This window comes from Sphingomonas sp. CFBP 13603 (assembly GCF_014892665.1).
Classification (GTDB): domain Bacteria; phylum Pseudomonadota; class Alphaproteobacteria; order Sphingomonadales; family Sphingomonadaceae; genus Sphingomonas.
Map to the genome: position 1 here is coordinate 66,932 of NZ_JADBIA010000010.1, position 21,917 is coordinate 88,848.

The 21,917-nt window shown below is 66.4% G+C and carries 20 protein-coding genes, 1 tRNA gene and 1 riboswitch; of the genes, 12 read left to right on the forward strand and 9 right to left on the reverse strand.

Annotated features, from left to right (window positions below; genetic code table 11):
* Positions 1-5 precede the first annotated feature (5 nt).
* A complete protein-coding gene (locus IFR23_RS14935; protein WP_192976589.1) occupies positions 6-851 on the reverse strand; it encodes an N-formylglutamate amidohydrolase in 846 nt (281 codons plus the stop codon).
* Positions 852-962: 111 nt separating this feature from the next.
* Between IFR23_RS14935 and cpdR the strand changes: the two genes are divergently transcribed.
* Both cpdR and IFR23_RS14945 read left to right on the forward strand, forming a co-directional pair.
* Positions 963-1,340: a cell cycle two-component system response regulator CpdR gene (gene cpdR, locus IFR23_RS14940; protein ID WP_056065257.1), complete on the forward strand. Its 378-nt coding sequence runs from the start codon at positions 963-965 to the stop codon at positions 1,338-1,340.
* Positions 1,341-1,384: 44 nt separating this feature from the next.
* A tRNA-Val gene (locus IFR23_RS14945) sits at positions 1,385-1,459 on the forward strand.
* A gap of 82 nt (positions 1,460-1,541) precedes the next feature.
* On the opposite strand, the gene IFR23_RS14950 is transcribed toward IFR23_RS14945, so the two are convergent.
* Entirely contained in the window at positions 1,542-2,624 is a 1,083-nt protein-coding gene (locus IFR23_RS14950) for a catalase family protein (RefSeq protein WP_192976590.1), read from the reverse strand.
* An 8-nt stretch (positions 2,625-2,632) separates the two neighbouring features.
* Positions 2,633-4,672 (reverse strand): alpha/beta fold hydrolase, encoded by a 2,040-nt coding sequence (locus IFR23_RS14955; RefSeq protein ID WP_192976591.1) that lies wholly within the window; start codon positions 4,670-4,672, stop codon positions 2,633-2,635.
* Between the two features lie 210 nt (positions 4,673-4,882).
* On the opposite strand from IFR23_RS14955, the gene IFR23_RS14960 reads away from it, so the two are divergent.
* Positions 4,883-5,344 carry a hypothetical protein gene (locus tag IFR23_RS14960; protein WP_192976592.1) on the forward strand — a complete coding sequence of 154 codons (462 nt, stop codon included), beginning with the start codon at positions 4,883-4,885 and terminating at the stop codon, positions 5,342-5,344.
* 59 nt (positions 5,345-5,403) lie between these two features.
* Here the strand turns inward: IFR23_RS14960 and msrB are convergent, their stop codons facing one another.
* From msrB to IFR23_RS14975, 3 genes are read right to left on the reverse strand one after another with little or no spacing between them, the layout of a single operon-like run.
* Positions 5,404-5,853 (reverse strand): peptide-methionine (R)-S-oxide reductase MsrB, encoded by a 450-nt coding sequence (gene msrB, locus IFR23_RS14965; protein WP_192976593.1) that lies wholly within the window; start codon positions 5,851-5,853, stop codon positions 5,404-5,406.
* Between the two features lie 16 nt (positions 5,854-5,869).
* On the reverse strand, positions 5,870-6,631 hold the full coding sequence (locus IFR23_RS14970) for an SDR family NAD(P)-dependent oxidoreductase (RefSeq protein ID WP_192976594.1): 762 nt from the start codon (positions 6,629-6,631) through the stop codon (positions 5,870-5,872).
* A complete protein-coding gene (locus IFR23_RS14975) occupies positions 6,628-6,792 on the reverse strand; it encodes a hypothetical protein (RefSeq protein ID WP_192976678.1) in 165 nt (54 codons plus the stop codon). The genes IFR23_RS14970 and IFR23_RS14975 overlap by 4 nt, the downstream gene beginning before the upstream one ends.
* Between IFR23_RS14975 and IFR23_RS14980 the strand changes: the two genes are divergently transcribed.
* From IFR23_RS14980 to alr, 7 genes are all read left to right on the forward strand, one after another.
* A complete protein-coding gene (locus IFR23_RS14980) occupies positions 6,791-7,255 on the forward strand; it encodes a DUF4126 domain-containing protein (RefSeq protein ID WP_244655714.1) in 465 nt (154 codons plus the stop codon). The two genes, IFR23_RS14975 and IFR23_RS14980, sit on opposite strands and share 2 nt — an antisense overlap.
* Positions 7,256-7,303: 48 nt before the next feature.
* A complete protein-coding gene (locus tag IFR23_RS14985; RefSeq protein WP_192976595.1) occupies positions 7,304-9,364 on the forward strand; it encodes a TonB-dependent receptor in 2,061 nt (686 codons plus the stop codon).
* A 52-nt stretch (positions 9,365-9,416) separates the two neighbouring features.
* Positions 9,417-9,632: riboswitch (cobalamin riboswitch) on the forward strand.
* A gap of 116 nt (positions 9,633-9,748) precedes the next feature.
* The gene (locus IFR23_RS14990) at positions 9,749-11,647 is read left to right on the forward strand and encodes a TonB-dependent receptor plug domain-containing protein (protein WP_192976596.1); all 1,899 of its coding nucleotides are present in this window, start codon (positions 9,749-9,751) and stop codon (positions 11,645-11,647) included.
* A complete protein-coding gene (locus IFR23_RS14995) occupies positions 11,644-12,444 on the forward strand; it encodes an ABC transporter substrate-binding protein (protein ID WP_192976597.1) in 801 nt (266 codons plus the stop codon). Before IFR23_RS14990 ends, IFR23_RS14995 begins: the two co-directional genes overlap by 4 nt.
* 163 nt (positions 12,445-12,607) lie before the next feature.
* Entirely contained in the window at positions 12,608-13,576 is a 969-nt protein-coding gene (locus IFR23_RS15000) for a FecCD family ABC transporter permease (RefSeq protein ID WP_192976598.1), read from the forward strand.
* Positions 13,567-14,346 (forward strand): ABC transporter ATP-binding protein, encoded by a 780-nt coding sequence (locus tag IFR23_RS15005; protein ID WP_192976599.1) that lies wholly within the window; start codon positions 13,567-13,569, stop codon positions 14,344-14,346. Before IFR23_RS15000 ends, IFR23_RS15005 begins: the two co-directional genes overlap by 10 nt.
* Positions 14,347-14,395: 49 nt before the next feature.
* On the forward strand, positions 14,396-15,421 hold the full coding sequence (alr, locus tag IFR23_RS15010) for an alanine racemase (RefSeq protein WP_342344977.1): 1,026 nt from the start codon (positions 14,396-14,398) through the stop codon (positions 15,419-15,421).
* A gap of 102 nt (positions 15,422-15,523) precedes the next feature.
* Here alr and IFR23_RS15015 read toward each other — a convergent pair whose 3' ends face one another.
* From IFR23_RS15015 to IFR23_RS15025, 3 genes are all read right to left on the reverse strand, one after another.
* Positions 15,524-18,595, reverse strand: a complete 3,072-nt coding sequence (locus tag IFR23_RS15015; protein WP_342344973.1) for a TonB-dependent receptor domain-containing protein — start codon at positions 18,593-18,595, stop codon at positions 15,524-15,526.
* 257 nt (positions 18,596-18,852) lie between these two features.
* Complete coding sequence (locus IFR23_RS15020) at positions 18,853-20,040, reverse strand: acetyl-CoA C-acetyltransferase (RefSeq protein ID WP_192976602.1); 1,188 nt, start codon at positions 20,038-20,040, stop codon at positions 18,853-18,855.
* Positions 20,041-20,073: 33 nt separating this feature from the next.
* Positions 20,074-21,021, reverse strand: coding sequence for an alpha/beta fold hydrolase (locus IFR23_RS15025; protein ID WP_244655715.1), 948 nt, complete (start codon positions 21,019-21,021; stop codon positions 20,074-20,076).
* A gap of 137 nt (positions 21,022-21,158) precedes the next feature.
* Between IFR23_RS15025 and phaR the strand changes: the two genes are divergently transcribed.
* Together phaR and IFR23_RS15035 are read left to right on the forward strand one after the other, a co-directional pair.
* The gene (gene phaR / locus IFR23_RS15030; protein ID WP_107961437.1) at positions 21,159-21,701 is read left to right on the forward strand and encodes a polyhydroxyalkanoate synthesis repressor PhaR; all 543 of its coding nucleotides are present in this window, start codon (positions 21,159-21,161) and stop codon (positions 21,699-21,701) included.
* 12 nt (positions 21,702-21,713) lie between these two features.
* Positions 21,714-21,902 (forward strand): hypothetical protein, encoded by a 189-nt coding sequence (locus IFR23_RS15035; protein ID WP_192976604.1) that lies wholly within the window; start codon positions 21,714-21,716, stop codon positions 21,900-21,902.
* Positions 21,903-21,917: the final 15 nt, after the last annotated feature.

Below are 21,917 nucleotides of genomic sequence, written 5' to 3' on the forward strand. Positions count from 1 at the left end.
TCTGACTACTCGGCCGCTGCCGCGAGTGGGATCGAAAGCGCCTCGTCGGCCAGCGCGGCCAGGATCGAGCGCACCAGATCGACGACCCGCGGAAAGCCGGCGCCCGGCGCGTGCAGCTTGCGGTCGAGGTAGAGCGTGCGATCGAGTTCGAGCTGGATCGCGTGGATACCCGTGGCAGGGCGCGCATGGCGTTCGAGGATATGGCCGCCTGCATAGGGTGCGTTGATCGCGGTCGAAAAGCCTCGCGCGATGCATTCGTCCTTGACCCGCGTGACGAACCGCGGGGCGGCGGCATGGCCGAACCGGTCGCCGAGCACGATCCGGGTGCCACCGGGGGCGAGTTGCGGCATCGAATGGACGTCGAGCAATACCGCCACGCCAAATCGCGCCTGCGCCGCCGCCAGCGCCGCGGCGAGGGCGGCGTGATAGGGGCGATGATCGTTGGCGATCCGTGCGGTGACCTCGGCATCGGTGAACCGCCGCGCCCAGAGATCGCCTGCACCGGAAGCTCGCCGCGGCACGAGCCCGAGACCGCTCCGCAGCTTGGCGGATTGTTGCATGGGCGGAAGCGACCGCGCGCCCTCGTCGAGCAGAGGGTCACGCTCGTCCTCACTGCGGTTGAGATCGATCCAGGCCCGTGCGCGCGTCTGCACGATCGTCGTCTGGTCGGTACGCGCGGCGCGCGCGACGGCATCGACCAGCCGATCTTCGAGCGGCAGCAACCCCGACAGCGGAACGCGCAACGCGGTCTTCAGCGCGAGCGGATAGTCTCGCCCCGCATGCGGCACGGACATCACCACCGGGCTCACGGGCGGCATTGCGCCCAGGCGCTCGAACGGAGATGCATGCATGGCAATACGCTAGAGCGCTCACACGGTGCGGGCAATCGACCTGGAAATGTTAACCAGTTTGTGGCTAGGAACGGTACCAGCATATGCGTGTAAAAACGGGACTTTAGATCGATGTTGCGAATTCTGCTGGCCGAGGACGATCAGGTCATGCGCGAGTATCTGACTCGGGCGCTCGAACGCTCGGGCTATGCCGTGACCGCGGTCGACCGCGGGACGGCGGCGATTCCGTTGCTCGAAACCGAGACGTTCGACCTGTTGCTGACCGATATCGTCATGCCCGAGATGGACGGCATCGAGCTGGCGCAGAAGGCCGGCGAGATGTGCGCGGACCTGCGCGTGATGTTCATCACCGGCTTTGCGGCGGTCACCTTGAAGGCCGGGCGGGCGATGCCGCAGGCGCGCGTGCTGTCCAAGCCGTTCCACCTGCGCGACCTGGTCGCCGAGGTCGATCGGCTGTTCGAGATGGATAATGTCACGGGCATGCATTGAGGGCTTGCACGCCGCGAAGAGCGCGGCTAGTGGAGCCCTCCGGCGGGCGTGTAGCTCAGTGGTAGAGCACTGTGTTGACATCGCAGGGGTCGCAAGTTCAATCCTTGCCACGCCCACCATTGAAAACCCCGCTAGTCCCATGGACTAGCGGGGTTTTTATTTGCCTGGAGTGCTACCGGGGTCCCCGAAGGGACCCTCGTCTCAGGCGGGTATCTGGTCGATTTTCGCGGTGTTTTCGGCCTTGATGCCGTTCTCGCCGTGCCGCAGCTTCGACAGCGCCTGATAGACCTGCAAGCGGGCGCGCATCACCGAACCCAGTGGGCGATGCGCCACGAGTGCGTGCGCGGGACGGAACGTCATCACATCGTCGAAATACCGGACGCGGGCGGCGCTATAGGCTTCTTGTCGCGGGATGCGGATCGTCCCGACCGTCAGGTAGCGGCTGTCCTCCTCGGGCCAGTCGACCGAGGTGTCCTCGATCGGCTGCATTTCGGCGTTCGCCCAGAGCTGTACGCGCAGTTCGAAGACCGCGTCGTGTTCGCCGAAATAGCGGACGGCTGCATGGCGGAAACCGTCCTCGTCCTGCTTCGGGTCGAGTTCCCAGTCCTTGAGCGCGGCCTGTTCGGGCGAGGCGGGGAAGGCGCCGAGCTTGGCGACGTAATCGCCGTAGCGGATCGGACATTGGCTGAAATACGGTTCGGCGAGCGGATGGCTGAACGGGTGGCCGAAAAAGTCCGCCTTGGGGCTCTCGGTGCCGACCGCGTGCAGTGCCTTGTTCACGTTGCGCGCGAGGCTCGACACCGCGCTCTTGAAGCCCTCCGGCAACGGTACTGCCGCACCGATCTTCTTGGCGTCGCTCAGAAACCCCTGTGCGGTGCCGGACGGAAACGTCGTGCCCGTCGCGAACACGAAATCCTGCGTGTCGGCATCATGACCCGACAGCTTGTCGCCGGGTACGTCGAAGATCTTCATCGCCATGCCGCGGTGCGTCGAGACGCGGTCGCCGAGCGTCTCGCCCGGCCCTTGCGCGAAGCGGATCGCGACGGGGTGCGTGCCGGGCGTCGCGAACACGCCTTGCGCGAGTTCGGGTGGCAGGCCGGGCGCGATCGTGAGTTCGCCGATCACGCATGCCGAACTCTTGGCGTGGCTCGCGCGGACCGCATGGCCCTCGCGCTTCTCGACGGTTTCGGTCTGCTGCGACATGCCCTGGATGATGCCGTCGATCGACGTCTGCTCGTCGGGCTGGATCGTCTCGATGTCGTCGCTGTAGCGGAGATAGGTCATGTCGGGCCTCACTTTGCGGGTGCGAACGAGAACAGCTCGGTCTTGAGCGACGCGGGCGCACCGGGCTTGAACCAGTTGGTGTCCTGGATGTGGCTTGCGGTGACGTAGATGCGGCCGTCCGGACCTTCCGAGAAGGTGTCGGGCCAGCGCAGGCGGGCGTCGGTCAACACCGGCTCGACATGATCGCCTACCAGCCGGGTGATGCCGTTGTTCACTGGCGACGTCAGGTAGAGCGTGCCCGCCTTGCTCATCCAGAGGCCGTCGGCGACGTGCGTCTGCGCGACCGTCTTCACGCCCGCGGCCCGCGTCGCCTCGCTGACGCCGTCACGCAGCAGCGTGGTGTCGATCGAGTAGAGCGTCTTGCCGGTGAGCGCCTGGTAATACAGCGTCTTGCCGTCGTTGGAGATCGCGATGCCATCCGCGGCAAAGGCGGGCTGACGACCATCGGGGCGGACGAGCGGCTTGCCGTCGGTCATCACCTTCACGGTCTTGTCGATCTGCGTCGAGCCATGGCCGTCGAGCGCGCGCAAGCCCTTGCCGGTTTCGAGATCGATGACGATGATCGCGCCACGCGTCCCGGAATCGGTGATGTAGCCGGTCTTGCCGTCGGGCGAGAAGCGGATGTCGTTGAGGTAGGTGCCCTGCAACGCGACGTCGAGCGGCACCTTGATGACCTTGGTCACGCGGTTAGAGGCGAGGTCGATTTTGACCAACTTTGGCGCGCCTTCGAGGATCTTCTCGTTACCCGGCGCACCGGGATCGAGCACCCAGAGGTTGCCGTGGCCGTCGGGGACGATCGACTGCACGCAGACGAAGTAATTGCCGACCGGCATCTCGTTCGACTTCGCGTTGCGCCAGCTGTTCCACTTGGCGTCCGGATAGGCCTTGAGCGAGCCGTCCTTCATCACTTCGGCGACCGAGATCGGCGCGTCGTCGGTCCAGCGGGGGAAGTTGACGAAGCGACGGCCGTCGGCGGTGACGGCGACGCCGGTCGCCTGGTGATCGAACTGCGCGACCTGGGTGAGGGGGCGACCGCTGGTCTGCGATGCGGTCTGCGCGCTGGCGACGCCGATCGCCGCCGCGGCGACGACGGCGATCGCGGCTACGCCGGCGAGGAAGGGCTTGGTCTTGGACATGATAAGGCTCCGGTCGGTGGTGTCGGACAGTTCGGCAGGATTGCCGGTGAAAAGCTGGATGAGATGCCGCGCGATCGCGTCGGGGGCTTCGCGCTGGATGAAATGGCCGACGCCGTTGAGCGTCACGAACGCGAACGGGCCGGTGAACTTGGCGGGTACCGAGGTGCTCGCCGATGGCGGGTTCACGCCGTCGACCGCGCCCTGGAAATACATCGTCGGCAAGGAGAGCGTCCTGGTCGCCTTCACCTTGTCCTCGAGCCACTGGCTGCGCGGATTGGGCTCGGCTTCGTTCCAGCGCGCGCAATAGCTGTGCAGCGTGACGTCGGCCCAATCGGCGTTCTCGAACGATCGTGCGACGCGGGCGAAGGTCGTCTCGTCGAACCAGCCGGGGGGCGACCAGTTGACCCAGTGGATGTGCGCAAAGCCCTTGTGGTCGTCGCGAACGGCCTGCGCACCGCGCGCGGTGGCCATGAACCAGTGATACCATTGGCGCTGCGCCTGCTCGAACGGCGGCGTCGGCATGCCGCCGAGACGGGGCGGCGTCGCGAGCATCGCCATCCGCTCGACGCGGTCGGGCCAGCCGACTGCGAGCGCCTCCGCGGTGTTCGAGCCCCAGTCGTGCCCGGCGACCATGAACGTCTCGATCCCGAGCCCGTCCATCAACGCGATCATGTCCATCGCCAGGATCGCGCTGTTGCCGGTGCGCGGTGCATCGCGCACGAACCGGGTTTCGCCGAAGCCGCGCAAGGTCGGCACGATAGTCCGCAATCCGGCCGCGTTGAGTGTGGGGATGACGTCGTCCCAGGTCGATGCGTCGTCGGGCCAGCCGTGGATCAGCAGGACCGGCGGGCCATCGCGCGGCCCGGTATCGGCATAGGTGATTGCGAGATCGTCGGTGGTCTGGATCGGCATGATGGTCCTCGTCGGATCGAGGCGTCGGGCTCATGGTGGAAGCTCACGGTGGAGCGGGCCGACGCGAAGGGTCCTGGTATCGAAACAGTCTCGGGAGGCTGCTGTTCCGGCGGCTAAGCCAATGATTTGCAAAGATGATCGGGCGGCGCGACGTGGTGGACCGATTTGCGATCCGCGCGTTGTGGACGGCAGAACTTCAGGAGCGAAATGATGGATTCACGACGTATGGCCGGTGCGGTCGCAGGTGGCCTGGTGGCCGGGCTGGGCATTACTGCGCTGCTAATGGCGGGCGAGCGCAAGAGCGGCGAACCGTCCGAGATCGTCACGCTCGAACGCAAGACCGCGGGGAAACTGGGCATCGACACCCCGGCCGCGGATGCCCTGCCGTCGCCGCGCGAGCAGGCGATCACGCAGGGCGGTCACCTGTTGCTGTCTGCGGCGGCGGGCGCGGTCTATGCCGCGACCGTCGACGAGGAAGCGTCGGTCGTTGGATCGGGCCTGGTGTTCGGCGCGGCGTTCTATGCGGCGATGCACTGGATCACGGGGCCGTTGCTTGGCGTGAAGCCGCCGGAGTGGCAGGCCGATGCGAAGACGATCGGCATGCACAGCGTGAACCATGCGGTGTTCGGGCTGGTCACGGCGCTGGGCGCGAAGCTCGCGACCCGGCGCTGAAATCGAGTATCAGTAGAACGCGATGGTGTGCCCGTACGGCAGACCATCGCGTGCTATCGTCAGCCTGCCGCGTCGACCTGCGGCAGGTAGGCGACATACCCGTTGGCTTCCATCTCGGCGCGGGGGACGAACCGCAGCGACGCCGAATTGATGCAGTAGCGCAGCCCGCCCTTGTCCTGCGGGCCATCCTCGAACACGTGGCCGAGATGGCTATCGGCGCCTGCCGAACGAATCTCGGTGCGGACCATGCCGTGGCTGCGATCGTGGAGTTCGGCGACGTGCTCGGGCGTGATCGGCTTGGTGAAGCTCGGCCAGCCGCAATGCGAATCGAACTTGTCGGCGGATGCGAACAGCGGCTCGCCCGAGACGATGTCGACGTACAGACCGGGCTCGCGCGTGTTGAGATATTCGCCGGTGCCCGGCCGCTCGGTGCCGCTCTGCTGCGTGACGTGGAACTGCTCGGGGGTGAGCTTGGCGATTGCTTCGTCGGTCTTCTTATAGTCGGTCATGGTGATCCTCTCGCGCTCAGGAGAGCGCCGGTTGGCCGTTCGACGCGGACAGGCCGCCGTCGACCGGCAGGTTGACCCCGGTTATATAGTGCGCGTCGGCGCTAGCCAAAAACGCGATGGCGCCGGCGATGTCTTCGGGCTGTGCGCCGCGTGCCATCGGGATGCGCTCCTCGAACTTCGCGATCAGGTCGGGCTGGTCCTTCATGCCGGCTGTCAGCGCCGTGTAGGTCAGCGACGGGTTTACCGCGTTGACGCGGACGCCGTGCTTCGCCTCGTCCATCGCGAGCGCTCGCGTGAAGTTGGTCACCGCGCCCTTGGCAGCGCAGTAGAAGCTGTGGTTCCAGTCGCCGCCGAGGCCCGATACGGACGAGACGTTGACGATGCAGCCCTTGTTCGCGCGCAGCGTGGCGATCGCGGCGCGGCTCATGTGGACGACGCCGTAGAGATCGGTCTCGATGACCTTGGTGAATTCTGAGAGGTCGCCCTCGTCGAGCTTGCCGAGATGGTCGACGCCGGCGTCGTTGACGAGCACGTCGATGCGGCCGAACTTGTCGATCGCGTGTGCCACCAGCGCCTCGCAGGCGGTCATGTCGGAGACGTCGGTTTCGAGCGTTCCGACGGTCGTGCCGTCGAGGCTGGCGGCGACCTTCGCGAGGCCGTCCGTGTCCTTGTCGCCGAGTACGAGCGTCGCGCCTTCCGCGGCGAAACGACGCGCGGCGCCTTCGCCGATGCCGGAGGCGGCGCCGGTGATCACCACGATCTTGTCATCGAATCTCATCGATCTGTGTCCTGAAGCTTTGGGGAGATACCGCGATGAACGACCGACATGCGTCCGGGTTTCCCTGCTGAATCAAAGGGATCGCCGGTCGGTCCCAGCGACGGACCCCGGTTGAGCTTGCACGCGTTGATGCGCTCGAACCTGTTTTCGGAGATCATCATGCTCGCATCCTTCCTGATGGGCCTCGTCGGTGGCCAGCGCGCGATGACGCCGCTCGCCGCGGTCGCCATCGCCGCCGCTCGCGACGAACTGCCTGCCGACAATGGTGCGCCGAAGCTGCTGTCGCATCCCATCGTCGCCGCAGGTGCGCTGGCACTCGCGATCGGCGAGATGGCGGGGGACAAGCAGAAGACCGCGCCCGACCGGATCGTCGCGATCGGCCTGGCCGCGCGGTTCGTCACGTCGGCGATCGCGGGGGCTTCGCTCGTCCCGCGGCGGCAGCGGTGGATCGGCGCCGCGGTGGGTGGACTGACGGCGGTCGCGGCATCCTATCCCGGCTGGCGTGCGCGAATGGCGGCGATGTCGCAGTACGGCCAGACACCGACGGGGTTCGTCGAGGATGCGGTGGTTCTTGCCAGCGCGGCGGCGATCGCGCGCAATGCGGCGAAGCTCGGCGCAGCCTGACGTCGGAGGTGTATTCCGGGCGGGCGGAAAAGCTGCCATGCGGTGGTAATGATCCGTATCTCATTCTCTACGCTCGCCTTCGTGTTGATCTCGTCCGGGAGCGCGATTGCGCAGACAAGTGTCGCGGCCGACCAGCCGGCTGAGATCGTCGTCACCGGGCGCGGGCTTGCCGATGCGCCCGGCGATCGTGCGTACGACGTCGTCACGATCGATCGCGCGCGGATCCAGGCGAATGCGAGCAATCGGCTGGAGAGCGTGCTGGCCGATGTCGCGGGGCTCCAGCAGTTTCGTCGGTCGGATTCGCGCAGCGCCAACCCGACCAGCCAGGGGATTTCGTTGCGCGGGATCGGTGGCAATGCGTCGAGCCGTGCGCTGCTGATCTTCGACGGCGTGCCGCAGGCGGATCCGTTCGGCGGCTGGGTCGCGTTTCCGGCGTATGCGACGGAAAGGCTCGGGCGCATCCGCGTCACGCGCGGCGGCGGTAGCGGGTATCAGGGGCCGGGCGCGCTGGCCGGGACGGTCGAGCTCGAAAGCGCGACGCCGGACCAAGCGGCGCCTTTCCAGGGCAACGTTGCGTATGGCAGCCGGGATTCGGTCGATGCCCAGGGGTATGCCGCACTGGTGCGCGGGTCGGGGTTTGCGACCCTGTCCGGCGCTTACGCGCGCGGGGATGGCTTCACGCCGACCGTCGAGGAAAGCCGGGGGATCGTCGATCGCGCCGCGCCGTACGAGCAGGCGTCGGGCGCGCTGCGGACCGTCGTCGGGATCGGTGCGAAGACCGAATTGCAGATGAATGCGAGCGCATTCACCGATCGGCGCGACCGGGGCAGCGACTTCACCGACAACAAGAGCGAAGGCGCGGATGCGAGCGTCCGGCTGGTCGGGCGCGGGCGTTGGGGATATTCGGCGCTGGCGTATCTGCAGACGCGCGCGTTCGCGAGCAGCTTCAACAGCATCAATGCCGCGCGGACGACCGCAATCCAGTCGCTCAACCAGTATAATACGCCCGCGACGGGGCTGGGGGGACGGATCGAGATCCTCCCGCCGCTGGGCGAGAGCATCGCGCTTCGCCTGGGAGCGGATGTTCGCGATGTCAGCGGGAAGACGCAGGAGCTGTACACGTTCGTCAACGCAGCGCCGACGCGGCGGCGCGAGGCCGGCGGGAGCACGACGACGACTGGCGTGTTCGCGGATGGGAGCCTCGTCGCGGGCGACTTCACGTTCAGCCTGGGTGGCCGGGTCGACTGGTGGTCGATCGACGGTGGCTATCTGTCCGAACGGCCGCTCGCGGGCGGCGCGGCGCTGACCAATCTGCGCTATGCGGATCGCGACGGCAGCGAGACGACCGGCCGGGCGGGCGTAGCGTATCAACCGGTCGAGGCGATCACGCTGCGGGCGGCCGGGTATCGCGGGTGGCGATTGCCGACGCTCAACGAACTGTATCGACCATTCCGCGTCGGCAACGATGCGACCGCGGCGAACGCGCTGCTGTCGCCGGAGCGGCTGACCGGGGTCGAGGGCGGTGTCACGCTGACGCCTGCTCCGGGCGTGAGCATCGCCGCGACGTATTTCTACAACCGGCTGAAGGATGCGGTGGCCAACGTCACGACGACCAACCCGCCGCAGGTGTTGCCGGGGGTGACGACCTACCGCGTTCGCCAGAACCTCGACGCGATCCGCGCGCACGGGTTCGAGCTGGATGCGGCGTATCGGCCGGGTCCGTTTGGCGTGCAGGCATCGTGGTCGCATACGAATTCGAAGGTCGAGGGGTCGGGGATCACGGCTGCTCTGGACGGTTTGCGTCCGGCGCAGACCCCGCGCGATCAGGTTTCGGGGACGATCGACTGGCGACACGACGCGGCAGCGCTGTCGCTGACCGTGCGCCATATCGGCCGGCAGTTCGATGACGACCAGAACACGCGGGTGCTCGATCCGGCGACGACGCTGGACGCGTATGCGGCGTTGCCGATCCTGCGCTCGCTGGTCGCCGAGGTGCGCGGGGAGAATTTGTTCAACGAGCGCGTCGAGGCAGGGATCAGCGGCGCGAACATCGTCGAGCGCGCCACGCCGCGAACGATCTGGGTGGGGCTGCGGTACGGCGGGCGGTGAGCGCCGATCGTCTCCAGGTGTCTCTGCGTTGACCCGTGTCTGGCGCACGACTAATGCCGCCAACGTGAAGGGTTCCCGGCGACGGGATCAAAAGGGAAGTCGGTGCGCGGGCCGGGTCGTCACGATCCAAATCCGCAAGACCGGCGCTGTACCCGCAACTGTGACCGGATAGCGGCCACCCCGATATGCCACTGGGTCTCGACCTGGGAAGGCGGGGTGGGCGCGGCGACCCGGAAGCCAGGAGACCTGCCTCTCACGGTCGATCCACTGCGCGGGCGGGTGTCCGGCGCGGACGAGTGCTCCGGTCATGCCGGGTTTCCTCGAGCGAGAGACGTCTGGCCGCCCGGCGAATGGTCGCTGGCGGTTCCGTTTAGGACGCAGCCGATGACGAAATTCTTCCTTCTCCTGAGTGCCGCGGCGATCGCATCGCCCGCCTATGCGCAGGACATTCCCGACTTCGACGCCCCCGAAGTCGTCGTCACCGCGACCCGCGCGGCGCAACCGCTGAGCGAGATCGGCCAGGCCGTGACCGTGATCGACCGCGCCGAGATCGAGCGCCGCCAGACCACCGTCGTGTCCGATCTGCTCGCGACCACGCCGGGCATTACCGTCACGCGCAACGGTACGGTCGGCGCGCTGACCAGCGTTCGCATCCGCGGTGCCGAGGCGGACCAGACGCTCGTCGTGATCGATGGCGTGCGCGTCAACGACCCCTCGTCGACCGGGGGCGGCTTCAACTTCGGCAACCTGCTGTCGAGCTCGGTCGAGCGCATCGAGATATTGCGCGGGCCGAACTCGGTGCCTTGGGGCAGCCAGGCGATTGGGGGCGTCGTCAACATCATCACAGCCGCGCCGACCGAGGGCGTGCAAGCGCGCGCCAACGCCGAGTACGGCTATGCCGACAGCGTGTTCGCGAGCGCGGGCGTCTCGGGCAAGTCGGGGCCGGTGTCCGGATCGCTGACCGGCGGCTATCTGCGCACCGACGGTATCTCGTCCGCAGCCAGCGGCACGGAGCGCGACGGCTATCGCCAATATGGCGCAACCGGGCGGGTGGGCGTCGAGTTCGCGCCGGGCATCGGCCTGGACCTGCGCGGCTATTTCGCGGACAGCAAAGTCGAGATCGACGACGGTTTTGACCCGAACACGTTCGTGGTCGCCGACAGTCTCGCCTACGCCACCACGCAAGAGCTTTACGGCTATGCGGGCCTACATGCGAACCTCGCGGACGGTCGGTTCAACAACCGCGTGGCGTTCACGATCGCCGATATCAACCGCGACAACTTCACCCAGCCCGGTGGCGACATATCGTTCATTGGCCGTGGCCGTAGCGAGCGCTATGAATATCAGGGCGACTTCCGCCCGCTCGACCAGGTGCGCGTCGTCGCAGGTGTCGAGCGCGAGAACAGTCGTTTCAACGACGGCTTCACGTTTGCAGATACCGGCATCACCAGCGTGTACGGCCAGCTGATCGTCAAGCCGCTCGATATCCTCACGGTCACCGGCGGCGTCCGCAACGACGACCACGACGATTTCGGCAGCCACACGACGTTCGGCGCCAACGCAGCGTTGGCATTGCGGACCGGCACCACCGTCCGCGCGAGCTATGGCGAGGGCTTCAAGGCACCGACCTTGTACCAGCTGTTCTCCGACTACGGGAACCGTGGCCTCGATCCGGAGACGGCACGCAACTTCGACGTTGGCGTCGAACAGGCGTTTCTCGGCAACCGGGCGCGCGTCGCGGTGACCTATTTCAATCGCCGCACGCGCAACCAGATCGACTTCCGCGATTGCAGCCCGGCCGAGCTGGCGACGCCCGGTTCGATCTGCGCCAACCGTCCGTTCGGCGTTTACGACAACGTCGCGCGGGCCGAAGCGGATGGCGTCGAATTCACGCTCGCGCTGCGCCCGGTCGACGCGCTGACGCTGACCGCCAACTACAGCTATATCGACACCGAGAACCGCTCGATCGGGGACAATTTCGGCAATGTTCTGGCACGTCGCCCAAAGCAGACCGCGAGCGTCGATGCCGATTATCGGTTCGCGTTCGGACTGTCCGTCGGCGGCACCGTGACGATGGTCGGCGACAGCTTCGACGAGGCGAGCAATACCACGCGGCTCGACGGCTATGCGCTGGCCGGCGTCCGTGCGGAACTGCCGATCGGCGAGCGGTTCGCGGTCTATGGCCGCGTCGATAATCTGACCGACTCGCGGTACGAGACGATTGCCGGCTACGGCAATTACGGCCGCGCGGCCTATGGCGGCGTGCGGTTGCGCCTGAAGTGAGGCGCGGGGCGATCCTCCTCGCGCTCCTGATCGGGGGCTGCGCCAAGCCCCCCGGCGCGGGAGTAGGCGGGGGGATCGTCTCGACCAATCCGTGCGCGGATTCGGTGCTGGTCCGCATCCTGCCGCCCGCAAAGATGGCCGCGATCAGCCATTATTCGCAGGATCCCTCCGCAACCTCGATCCCGATCGCTGTCGCGCGTAGGTTTCGCGGGATCGCCGGGACCGCAGAGGAGGTGATCGCGCTCCACCCCGATCTGGTCATCGCTAGCACCTACACGCCCCCCGCGACGCAGGCGGCCTATGCGCGGGCCGGTTTGAAGACGCTGCTGATCGGCATCCCCGACTCGATCGCGGAGAGCCAGGCGCAGGTCACGCAGATCGCCGAGGCTGCCGGTGCGCCGATGGGCGGCGCGCGAATCAACGCTGAGATCGACCGCGCGGTGTCGCGCCGGAGCCGCAAGGATGGCGCTTCGCCGAGCGCGTTGCTCTATATCAGCGGCGATCTCGCGACCGGGGGGAGCACGTTGCTGAACGACATGATGACGCGCGTCGGCTTCCGCAACGCCGCCGCGAGCTACGGCCTGACGCATACCGGCACGCTGTCAGCCGAAACGATCGTGACGCAGCCCCCCGCCGTCGTGATCGCTTCCGAACGAAAAAGCCGCGGCACCGCGCTGCGCCACCGCTTGTTGCCGAACACGCCGCAAGCCGTCTTCCCGCGCGTCCTGGTCAATTGCGGTGGGCCGACGATCCCGCCTGCGCTCGAACGCCTTGCCGCGATCCGGGCGGGGCTGTGATGCTGCACGCATACCAAAACCACCCCGGCGAAGGCCGGGGCCCAATTGGAATGGCCGAAGTAACGGAGTGCCGCGCATCGTCACGACCGTCCTCCAATTGGGCCCCGGCCTCCGCCGGGGTGGCGGTCGTGGCGGTGGTCGGTATGGGCGAGGCGGCGTTTTGATGACCCGCACCCTCAAGCTCGTCGCCCTCGGTCTGCTCGTGATCCTCCTGTTCGGCCTGTCGCTCGGCTGCGGGAAAGTCTGGGTGCCGGCCTCCGCCTGGTTCTCGACCGACCCGCGCTGGTGGATCATCCTCGAACTGCGCCTCCCACGTGCAGTCCTCGGGCTAGCGCTCGGCGCCACGCTCGGCCTGTCGGGCGCGGTGCTGCAAGGCTATCTCCGCAATCCGCTCGCCGACCCCGCCGTCGTCGGCGTGTCGTCGGTCGCAGCCCTCGCAGCAGTCGCGGCAATCGTGTTCGGGCTCGGCTCCGGCCCCGCGATCTTCGCGGCGGCGATGCTGGGGGCAGGCGGCGCGGTCGCGTTGCTCGCCGCGCTGACATGGCGGTCGCCGAGCGCGATCACCTTCATCCTCGCGGGTACGGTGCTGTCGAGCCTCGCCGGCGCGCTGACCGCGTTCCTGATCTCGATCGCGCCGAACCCCTATGCGGTCGCCGAGGTGATCGACTGGATCATGGGCGCGCTGACCGATCGCGGTTGGGACGACGTGACGCTCGCGCTCCCGCCGATGGCGGTCGGCGCGGCGCTGCTGATGCTCACCGGCCGCTCGCTCGACGCGCTGGCGCTGGGCGAGGCGGCGGCGCGGTCGCTCGGGACGCGGATGGGCCGGGTCCGATTGCTGGTCGTGCTCGGCACGGGGCTCGTCGTCGGTGCTGGCGTCGCCGTGACCGGCGTGATCGGCTTCGTCGGGCTGGTCGTCCCGCATCTGTTGCGACCGATCTTCGGTCACCGCCCGAGCGCGTTGCTGCTGCCCTCCGCGCTCGGTGGAGCGGCGCTCGTGCTCGCTGCCGACAGCCTCGTCCGCCTCGCGCCCGGCGCGGGCGAAGTCCGGCTCGGCGTGGCGATGGCGATGATCGGCGCGCCGTTTTTCCTCGGGTTGCTGGTCAGGGAACGAGGTCGCGCATGGATCTGATTATCAATGCGCTGGGCGTGAAACTTGGCAAGCGCACCGTCCTCAACGACGTGTCCGCGCACCTGCGTCCCGGCCGCGTCACCGCGATCCTGGGCCCCAACGGCGCCGGCAAGAGCACGCTCGTCAAGGCTGCAGCCGCACTTGTCGACCGCAGTACCGGCAGTGTCCGCCTCGACGCGCAGGACGTCGCCAGGATGGACGCGCGCGCGCGCGCCCGCGCGATCGGCTATCTCCCGCAGGACGCGACGGTCCACTGGAACATCGTCGCGCGCGATGTCGTCGCGCTCGGCCGCCTGCCGCACCTTGGCGCGCATGCCGCCCCGTCGCCCGCCGATCGCGCCGCAGTCGAGCGCGCGATGCACGACACCGAGACGATTCACCTCGCGGACCGCCCGGTCGGCGAACTCTCCGGCGGCGAGCGGGCGCGGGTCCTGCTGGGGCGCGTGCTGGCGGGCGAGCCGCGCTGGTTGCTGGCGGACGAGCCGCTCGCGAGCCTCGATCCGTCGCACCAGATCGACCTGCTCGCCCGCCTGCGCGGCTACGCGCTCGGCGGGGCAGGGGTGGCGATCGTCCTCCACGACCTCGTCCAGGCGCAGCGCGCGGCGGACGACGCGCTGCTGCTCACCGACGGCCGGTTGGTTGCCTTCGGGCCCGTCGCCGAGGTGATGACCGCGGAGACGCTCGGCCGCGTATTCGGCGTCCGTGTAGCGCCACTCGACGATGGCGATCGCCGCCTGCTGGTGCCGGTCGGACGCATCAAGGCGGCATAGACGGTCGACGCGCCGCGCCCGTGGCACTATCCCGCGCCGGGTGATCGACATTCCCGCTCCCCTCCGCCTGCGCCTAGACGGCGACGCTCTCGTCCAGAACTGGCGCACGCTCGACCGCATGAGCGGCACCGCCGCATGTGGTGCCGCGGTCAAGGCGAACGGTTACGGCCTCGGCGCGATCGAGGTTGCGCGCCGCCTGGCAGACGCAGGCTGCCGCGACTTCTTCGTGTCGAACTGGCAGGAAGCCGCCGAACTCGCCCCGCTGGGCCTGACGGTTTCCGTCCTCCACGGCGTCCGCGAAGAGGACATGCCCGCCGCGGCCGCCGGCTTCGCCCGCCCGGTTCTCAACACCCCCCGCCAAGTCGCGCGCTGGAAAACGGCGGGCGGCGGCGTGTGCGACGTCATGGTCGACACCGGCATGAACCGCCTTGGCGTCTCGGCGGACGACATCGCCGCCGGCTTGCTCGACGGCCTCCAGATCGAAACGCTGATGAGCCATCTAGCCTGCGCCGACGAGGATTCTCCAATGAACGCCGTGCAGCGCGACCGGTTCGCTGCACTGGCAGGCGCGACGACTGCAAAGCGCCTGAGTCTCGCCAATTCTGCGGGGATTGCGCTCGACGGCTATGCGTTCGATCTCACGCGGCCTGGGCTGGCGGTATATGGTGGAGTCCCCCGCGCCGGCCTGGCGGATGCGGTCAAGTTCGTGGCCACGATCGAAGCGCAAGTCCTTCAGTGCCGTCGCGTACGCGTGGGGCAAACGGTAGGCTATAACGCGACCTGGACGGCGCCCGCCGACACCGAGGTGGCGATCCTCAACTTGGGCTATGCCGACGGCTATTTTCGCGGATTTTCGAACTGTGGAACCGCATCGGCGGGCGGCATCCCGATGCCCGTTATCGGTCGCGTATCGATGGATCTCGTGGCCATCGACGTGACGAGTGTACCAGCAGTGCACGAAGGGACATGGCTGGCGCTCGATTTCGCGCTGCCCGAAGCGGCCGCGGTATCGGGGATGTCGCAATACGAACTGTTGACCAGTCTTGGCAGACGCTATTCGCGAGTTTGGCGTTAACAAGCGCATCATGCGGCACCGCAGGCCGGCATCAGGACTTGCTTCAAGCAAAAAAAAGGCCGCCCCGTAAGGAGCGGCCTTTTCAGTTGGTAGATCGGCGGATCAGAACTTGGCTTCGAAGCCTGCGTACATGAAGCGGCCGACGTTCTCGTAGATGCCCTGCGCGCCGGTCGTGCCGGTGATGTCGTAGGGGGGCTGGCGGTCGAACACGTTGTCCATGCCGGCATAGAAGCGGAACTTGTCCGTGACGTCCGCACCGACGCGGATGTTGTGGTAGGTCACATCCGGGTAGAAGGTGAACGGGAACGCGTCGGGATCGCGAGCCGGGCGACCCTGGACCGAGTTCTGCGTCTCATATTCGGCAGCGACCGTCTGCTTGCCGACATAACGGAAGTTGTAGTTAAGGTCGAAGACGCCGAAGTCGACATTGGCCGTGAACGAACCCGACCATTCCGGATCTCCGACTTCGAACTTCTGCTGGTCGATGAAGCTTGGGGTGTTGATGTCGGTATAGTTGTCGCGGTTGATCAAGTAGCTGACGATACCACGCAACGTTACCTTCGCACCGCCAACATTATGGCTATAGCTCAGATCGGCATCGACACCGGATGTCTTCTGCTTGGCAAAGTTGAATGGACCCGAGAGGAACGACTGCCCGGTCGCAGGGAAGGAGATCTGCGCGCCACCGTTGGTGACGCCGGTCTGACCAGCGAAGGTGCCGTTGGGATTACGCGTCAATGCCGCGCAATACTGATTGTTGATGCCGCTCGGGCTGTCGTAGCACTGGTTGATGATCGTCTGGGGCGCCAGCGCGAAGATCACGTTGGTGATCTTGATGTTGTAGTAGTCGACCGACAGCGTAAGGCCCGGGATCATGCTGGGCTGGAGGATGAAACCGCCAGTAAAGCTGTCTGCGGTTTCCTCGCGCAGATTGGGATTGCTGCCGTTCAGACCGCTGATGCCGGAGGTCGGAACGTTGGTGAAAGGCTCCGTGATACCGTTGAACGTCTGGGTCGTCGGAACGCCTGCGGCTGCGCAGTTAGCCGCACGGTTCGGGCCGTTGCGGATATTGTTCTGGCTGCAGGGGTCGATCAGGCCGTTGAGGAAGGTCTGGCTCGGCGCCGAGAACAGATCCCCCTGGGTCGGTGCACGAACCGAACGGGCATAGCTGCCACGAAGACGGATATCGCGTACCGGCGACCAGGTCAGGCCGGCATTGTAGGAATACACGGTGCCGGTTGCGCCGATGTTATAGTCTGAAACGCGACCTGCGCCATCGATCGTCAGTTCCTGGAAGAATGGAACGTCCTTCAGCAGCGGAATACGGATTTCACCGTATGCTTCCTTTACGACCTGCGCCGGCGGGTCGAAGATCGGAATGGCGTTGAGGAAGGTCGCACCGCTCCGCGTGACGTCGTCGAATGCCGAATAGGCTGTCTCCCGGCGATATTCGCCGCCGATCGAGAATGCGACCGGGCCGCCCGGCAGTTCGAACAGCTGCGAAAGGTCGCCCGACACGAACGCGGTCGCATCATACTGGTCGGCCTGCTGGCGGCGGGTCGAGTTCACGACGAAATAGTTCAATGCCGAGGCGCTGGGTGCACCCTGGCCGAACAGGTTGACGGGAACGCAGCTCGCGTCGTCATTGGCTGTGCTTGCATCGGCGTTGATGCCGCAGACGATATTGCCACCGGCGTTGCGGACCGCATCCTGCGAGTTCTTGAACTTCTGGACGTTTACGTTGCCCTGGGTCGCATAGAACGTGTCCAGATGGCCGTAGTTGAAGGCGACCTCGTAGCGCCAATCGGTGTTGAACGTGCCCTCGACGCCGGCAACGATACGATAGGTTTCGCGACGATGGTTCTCGCCACGGGCGCCGAAATCGACGTTGATGCGCTGCGCCTGGAACGTGGTGGCGCCTGGCGCCAGCGTCTGAGCGAGCACCGAGCGTGCCTGAGCCGTGAGAAACGGATTGTTGACGTTGTAGATCGCGGGCAGCGTGCCCTGCAGGAACGTCGGCTGGCCTTCCTGGATTGCGTCGACGCGGACATATTTTGCCTCAACGAACGGACGGAACGCGTCCGAGACGTCGTAGTGCGCTAGGACGTTCGCCGAATATCGCTTGATGCCGGGCTGCAACTGGCCGGTCAGGCGCTGTGAGGAACCCAGGCCGCCGATCGCATTGCCCGAACCAAACGGACGGAAGTCCTTGATGACGTTGTTCGGTACGAGGTTGCCCGAATTGTCGAACACGAACACCCGACCGAGTGCCGCGCCCGTGTTGCTGTTTTCGCCGGTGCAGTTGAAAGCACGGCGGGCAGCAACGGCCGCGTTGCCGGCCACTGCGGCAGGGCAGGCCGACGTGATCGCGCCACCTTCGGAGATGGCGATGTTGCGGACGTTGGTCAGGAAGGTGGTGTCGGGAACGCCATTGCCGCTACCCGGCTCGTTCAAGACGTTTTCAGTCAGATTGAATTGGCGACGGCCGGTCGTGCTGTACCGAGCGCGATCGGTAAAATAGAGCGCGTCGGACTCGCTGTATTCGGCCGAGACTGCGATGTTGCCACGACCATCGGCAAAGTTCTTGCCGGCCGTCAGGCTGCCGAAATACGATGGGCGATCGCCGCGCGACGTCACACCGCTCTGGCCGCGAAGGCGGAAGCCTTCATAGTCGCGCTTCAAGACAAAGTTCACGGCGCCAGCGACCGCATCGGACCCGTAGACCGCCGAATTGCCGCCGGTTACGACATCGACGCGTTCGATCAGATCGACAGGAATGGTGTTGATGTCGACGCGGCTTTCGCCGGGGGTCGAGGTGACGTGACGGCGGCCATTCACCAGGACGAGAGTCCGGTTCGTGCCTAGACCGCGCAGATCGAGCGCATTGATACCGGCCGTGCCGATGAAGCGAGTCGAATTCGAGCCACTGAACGTCGCGCGCAGCGACGGCAACTTGTTCAGCGTATCGCCGAGCGAGACTTCGCCGGTCTGGGTCAGTTCCTGAATGCTGAGCGACGTGATCGGCGACGGCGAATCGAGATTGGGACGGGCAATGCGCGATCCCGTGACGACGATCGTTTCATTTTCCGGCGCGGCAGCGGCTTCGGCCGCGACTTGAGTGCCGGTTTCCATGGCGGTGCCATCCGTGGCGGACGGCGCGGTCTGCGCAGCCACGGAATTCGGTAGCATCATCGCGCCCGTTGCCAGGATCGTCGCGAATAGAAAGTGATGCGCTCTTTTCAACTAAAGTCCCCCGTTTACCGGCACTTTGGCCGTTATGAGGACCTTACAACCGCGAATAGCGACGACTGGCAAGCCTGCGTTCAGGTTCAGGCCAGCCAGCCGTTCGGTTTGTAACCAATTGTGACAAAATCGTCACAATATGGTCATGGAGCGTATCAACCCGACATAAAGTTACTTTAAAAAGTACGTCAGCGTTCCAGGCACATAGCGATGCCCATGCCGCCGCCTATGCACAGCGTCGCCAGCCCGCGCCTCGAATCACGCTTCTGCATTTCGTAGATCAGCGTCGTCAGGACGCGCGCGCCGCTGGCGCCGATCGGGTGGCCGATCGCAATCGCGCCGCCGTTGACGTTGACCTTCGAGGCGTCCCAGCCGAGTTCCTTGCCGACCGACAGCGCCTGGGCGGCGAAGGCCTCGTTGGCTTCGATCAGGTCGAGGTCGGCTAGCGTCCAGCCGGCTTTCTCCAGCGCGCGCTTGGTGGCGGGGACGGGACCGATGCCCATGATCGAGGGGTCGACGCCGGCCGAGGCCCAGCTCCTGATCGTCGCGAGGATGGGCGAGCCGCGGCGTTCGGCTTCGTCGCGGCGCATCATGACGAGGGCTGCGGCGCCGTCGTTGAGGCCGCTCGCGTTGGCAGCGGTGACGGTGCCGTCCTTCTTGAACGCGGGCTTCACGCCCGAGACGCTCTCGATCGTCGCGCCGGCGCGGATGTATTCGTCGTCGGCTACCACGGTGTCGCCCTTGCGGCCCTTGATCGTGACGGGGGCGATCTCGTCTTTGAAGCGGCCCGAGCCGCGGGCGGCCTCGGCCTTGTTCTGCGAGGCGACCGAGAAGGCGTCCTGTTCGCCGCGCGTGACCTGGTATTGCTCGGCGAGGTTCTCGGCGGTGATGCCCATGTGATAGCCGTTGAAGACGTCGGTCAGGCCGTCGCTGACCATCGTGTCGACGAGGCTGAGGTTGCCCATCTTCTGGCCGCCGCGGATCGACTGCGCGTGCGCGGAAAGCGACATCGATTCCTGGCCGCCCGCGACGACGATGGTCGCGTCGCCGGTCTGGATCGCCTGTGCCGCGAGGGCCACCGCGCGCAGGCCTGAACCGCAGACCTGGTTGACGCCCCAGGCGGGGATTTCCTTGGGAACGCCGGCGGCCATCGAGGCCTGGCGGGCGGGGTTCTGGCCTTGGGCGGCGGTGAGGACCTGGCCGAGGATCACTTCGGAGACGTCTTCGCCCGCGACGCCGGCCTGTGCGAGCGCGGCCTCGATCGCGATGCGGCCGAGTTCGTGCGCTGGCGTGGCGGCGAACGCGCCGAGGAAGCTGCCGACGGGGGTGCGCTTGGCGGCGGTGATGACGACGTCGGTGGGAAGCTGGTCGGTCATGTCGGGATCCTCTTTGTTTGGACCCCATGTAGGTCAGTCGAGTGCGGCGATCCAGTTGGCGAGCGGTTCCCAGAGGCGCGCGCGGGCGGAACGGCCGACGATCATGCCGACATGGCCCGCGCCGAGATCGCGGCGGTCGACGAGGCCGATCGCGGTCGCGGCGGGGACGATGCGGTCGCTGAGCGAGACGAACTCGACGGTCGGGCAGGCGAGCGTGAGCGGATCGACCGGGGTGCCGGCGATGACCCAGGCGCCTTTGCCGGGCAGGTCGTTGGCGATGCAGTCCTCGAACAGCGAAGCGGCGGCGGCGTAGGGGAGGGGGGCACCGGCGTTGGCCCAATCCTCGAGTCGGACGAATGCGCGTGCTGCGTTGCTGTCAGGGGGGAGGTCGGCGAACGCTTCGTATTTGGCGATGGTCCGTGCCGGATCGAGTTGCCAGAAGCCGGCTTGCAAGACTTCCATCGGCAGGACGCCGAGCATCGCGGCGGCGGGCTGAACCGCAGCCCAGGTCGCGGCCAGCGTGGGACGGCCCTCGCCATAGCCTTCGAAGTGCCACGGCGCGGCGATCGTCGCGACTCCGGCGGTCGACGTGATCGCCGCGGCACCGAGCGCCAGCGTCCCGCCGAGGCAATAGCCGACCAGAACGGGCGGCTCGGGGAGTGCCTGGAGCAGCGGCACCAGCAAGCGTTCGATATGCGCCGCCAGATCCAGGTCGCGGTCCTCGCTGCCGGGCGATCCCCAGTCGACCAGCCAGACGTCGAATCCTTGCGCGGCGGTCCATTGCACCAGCGAAGACTCAGGTGAATGATCGAGGATATCGGGCGGATTTATCAGCGATGGGACGAACACGACGGGACGGCCTTCGCCGCCGTAATCGCGCAACGAGACCCGGCCTTTACGATGAATCGCCGGCTTCGGATCGGGGCGCGGCTCTCGCGGCGCGCCTTGATACGCGCGCAATCCCGCCAGGGCTCGAGCCATCCGTTCCGGCGATGCTGCGGTCTCGCTGCGCAGCACATTGAGGAACAAGGGTAAGGGCCGGGGACCATGCTGCGCACCGTGTTGCGGTGCGTCATCAAAGACTGTAGCCTCCGTTTCAAACATAAGACGGGGGATCCATGAAGAAGCAACCGGCTGCCGACGGAATCGTCATCATCAAGAAATACGCCAACCGGCGGCTCTATAACACCGAGTCGTCATCCTATATCACGCTGGATCATCTCGCGACGATGACCCGCGAGGGGCGCGACTTCAAGGTGGTCGATGCGAAGACCGACGAGGACATCACGCACAACGTCCTGACGCAGATCATCATGGAGGAGGAGAGCCGCGGCGAGACGATGATGCCGGTGAACTTCCTGCGCCAGTTGATCTCGATGTACGGCGATTCGATGCAGACGATGGTGCCGGGGTATCTGGAGGCGTCGATGGACAGCTTCCGCCGCAACCACGACCAGTTCAAGTCCGCGGTCGAAGGCGCGTTCGCGAATTCGCCATTCGCCGATATCGCCAAGCGTAATCTGGCAATGTTCGACGTGGCCGCGCAGGCGATGACGCCGGCCGCGACGACGCCAGCCCCCGCGGCCAGCAAGGACGACGAGATCGCGGCATTGCGCAGCGAACTCGCCAAGTTGCAGGAAAAGGTCGAGAAGCTCGGCTGATCGGTCGGACTGATGGGGGTGCCGGTATTGTGGAGTGCGAGCGGCGGACTGGCCGTACTGGCCGTCGTCGCTGGTCTAGGCGAACGCAGGCGGCGACGTCGGCGCGATCCCGATTCGGTCGGCTGGGTCGACTGGCCGACCGTCCAGATGCTGGCGCTGATCGGACTCGCGGTAACGATCGGCCTCGCATTCAAGACCTGAGCTGACGACGCCTCG

What these genes read in the sequence shown, in the direction of transcription:
- IFR23_RS14935 (WP_192976589.1), bottom strand. Translation starts at nt 851, where the DNA reads ATGCATGCATCTCCGTTCGAGCGCCTGGGCGCAATGCCGCCCGTGAGC.
- cpdR (WP_056065257.1), top strand. Translation starts at nt 963, where the DNA reads ATGTTGCGAATTCTGCTGGCCGAGGACGATCAGGTCATGCGCGAGTAT.
- IFR23_RS14950 (WP_192976590.1), bottom strand. Translation starts at nt 2,624, where the DNA reads ATGACCTATCTCCGCTACAGCGACGACATCGAGACGATCCAGCCCGAC.
- IFR23_RS14955 (WP_192976591.1), bottom strand. Translation starts at nt 4,672, where the DNA reads ATGCCGATCCAGACCACCGACGATCTCGCAATCACCTATGCCGATACC.
- IFR23_RS14960 (WP_192976592.1), top strand. Translation starts at nt 4,883, where the DNA reads ATGGATTCACGACGTATGGCCGGTGCGGTCGCAGGTGGCCTGGTGGCC.
- msrB (WP_192976593.1), bottom strand. Translation starts at nt 5,853, where the DNA reads ATGACCGACTATAAGAAGACCGACGAAGCAATCGCCAAGCTCACCCCC.
- IFR23_RS14970 (WP_192976594.1), bottom strand. Translation starts at nt 6,631, where the DNA reads ATGAGATTCGATGACAAGATCGTGGTGATCACCGGCGCCGCCTCCGGC.
- IFR23_RS14980 (WP_244655714.1), top strand. Translation starts at nt 6,791, where the DNA reads ATGCTCGCATCCTTCCTGATGGGCCTCGTCGGTGGCCAGCGCGCGATG.
- IFR23_RS14975 (WP_192976678.1), bottom strand. Translation starts at nt 6,792, where the DNA reads ATGATGATCTCCGAAAACAGGTTCGAGCGCATCAACGCGTGCAAGCTC.
- IFR23_RS14985 (WP_192976595.1), top strand. Translation starts at nt 7,304, where the DNA reads ATGATCCGTATCTCATTCTCTACGCTCGCCTTCGTGTTGATCTCGTCC.
- IFR23_RS14990 (WP_192976596.1), top strand. Translation starts at nt 9,749, where the DNA reads ATGACGAAATTCTTCCTTCTCCTGAGTGCCGCGGCGATCGCATCGCCC.
- IFR23_RS15000 (WP_192976598.1), top strand. Translation starts at nt 12,608, where the DNA reads ATGACCCGCACCCTCAAGCTCGTCGCCCTCGGTCTGCTCGTGATCCTC.
- IFR23_RS15005 (WP_192976599.1), top strand. Translation starts at nt 13,567, where the DNA reads ATGGATCTGATTATCAATGCGCTGGGCGTGAAACTTGGCAAGCGCACC.
- IFR23_RS15020 (WP_192976602.1), bottom strand. Translation starts at nt 20,040, where the DNA reads ATGACCGACCAGCTTCCCACCGACGTCGTCATCACCGCCGCCAAGCGC.
- IFR23_RS15025 (WP_244655715.1), bottom strand. Translation starts at nt 21,021, where the DNA reads ATGGCTCGAGCCCTGGCGGGATTGCGCGCGTATCAAGGCGCGCCGCGA.
- phaR (WP_107961437.1), top strand. Translation starts at nt 21,159, where the DNA reads ATGAAGAAGCAACCGGCTGCCGACGGAATCGTCATCATCAAGAAATAC.
- IFR23_RS15035 (WP_192976604.1), top strand. Translation starts at nt 21,714, where the DNA reads ATGGGGGTGCCGGTATTGTGGAGTGCGAGCGGCGGACTGGCCGTACTG.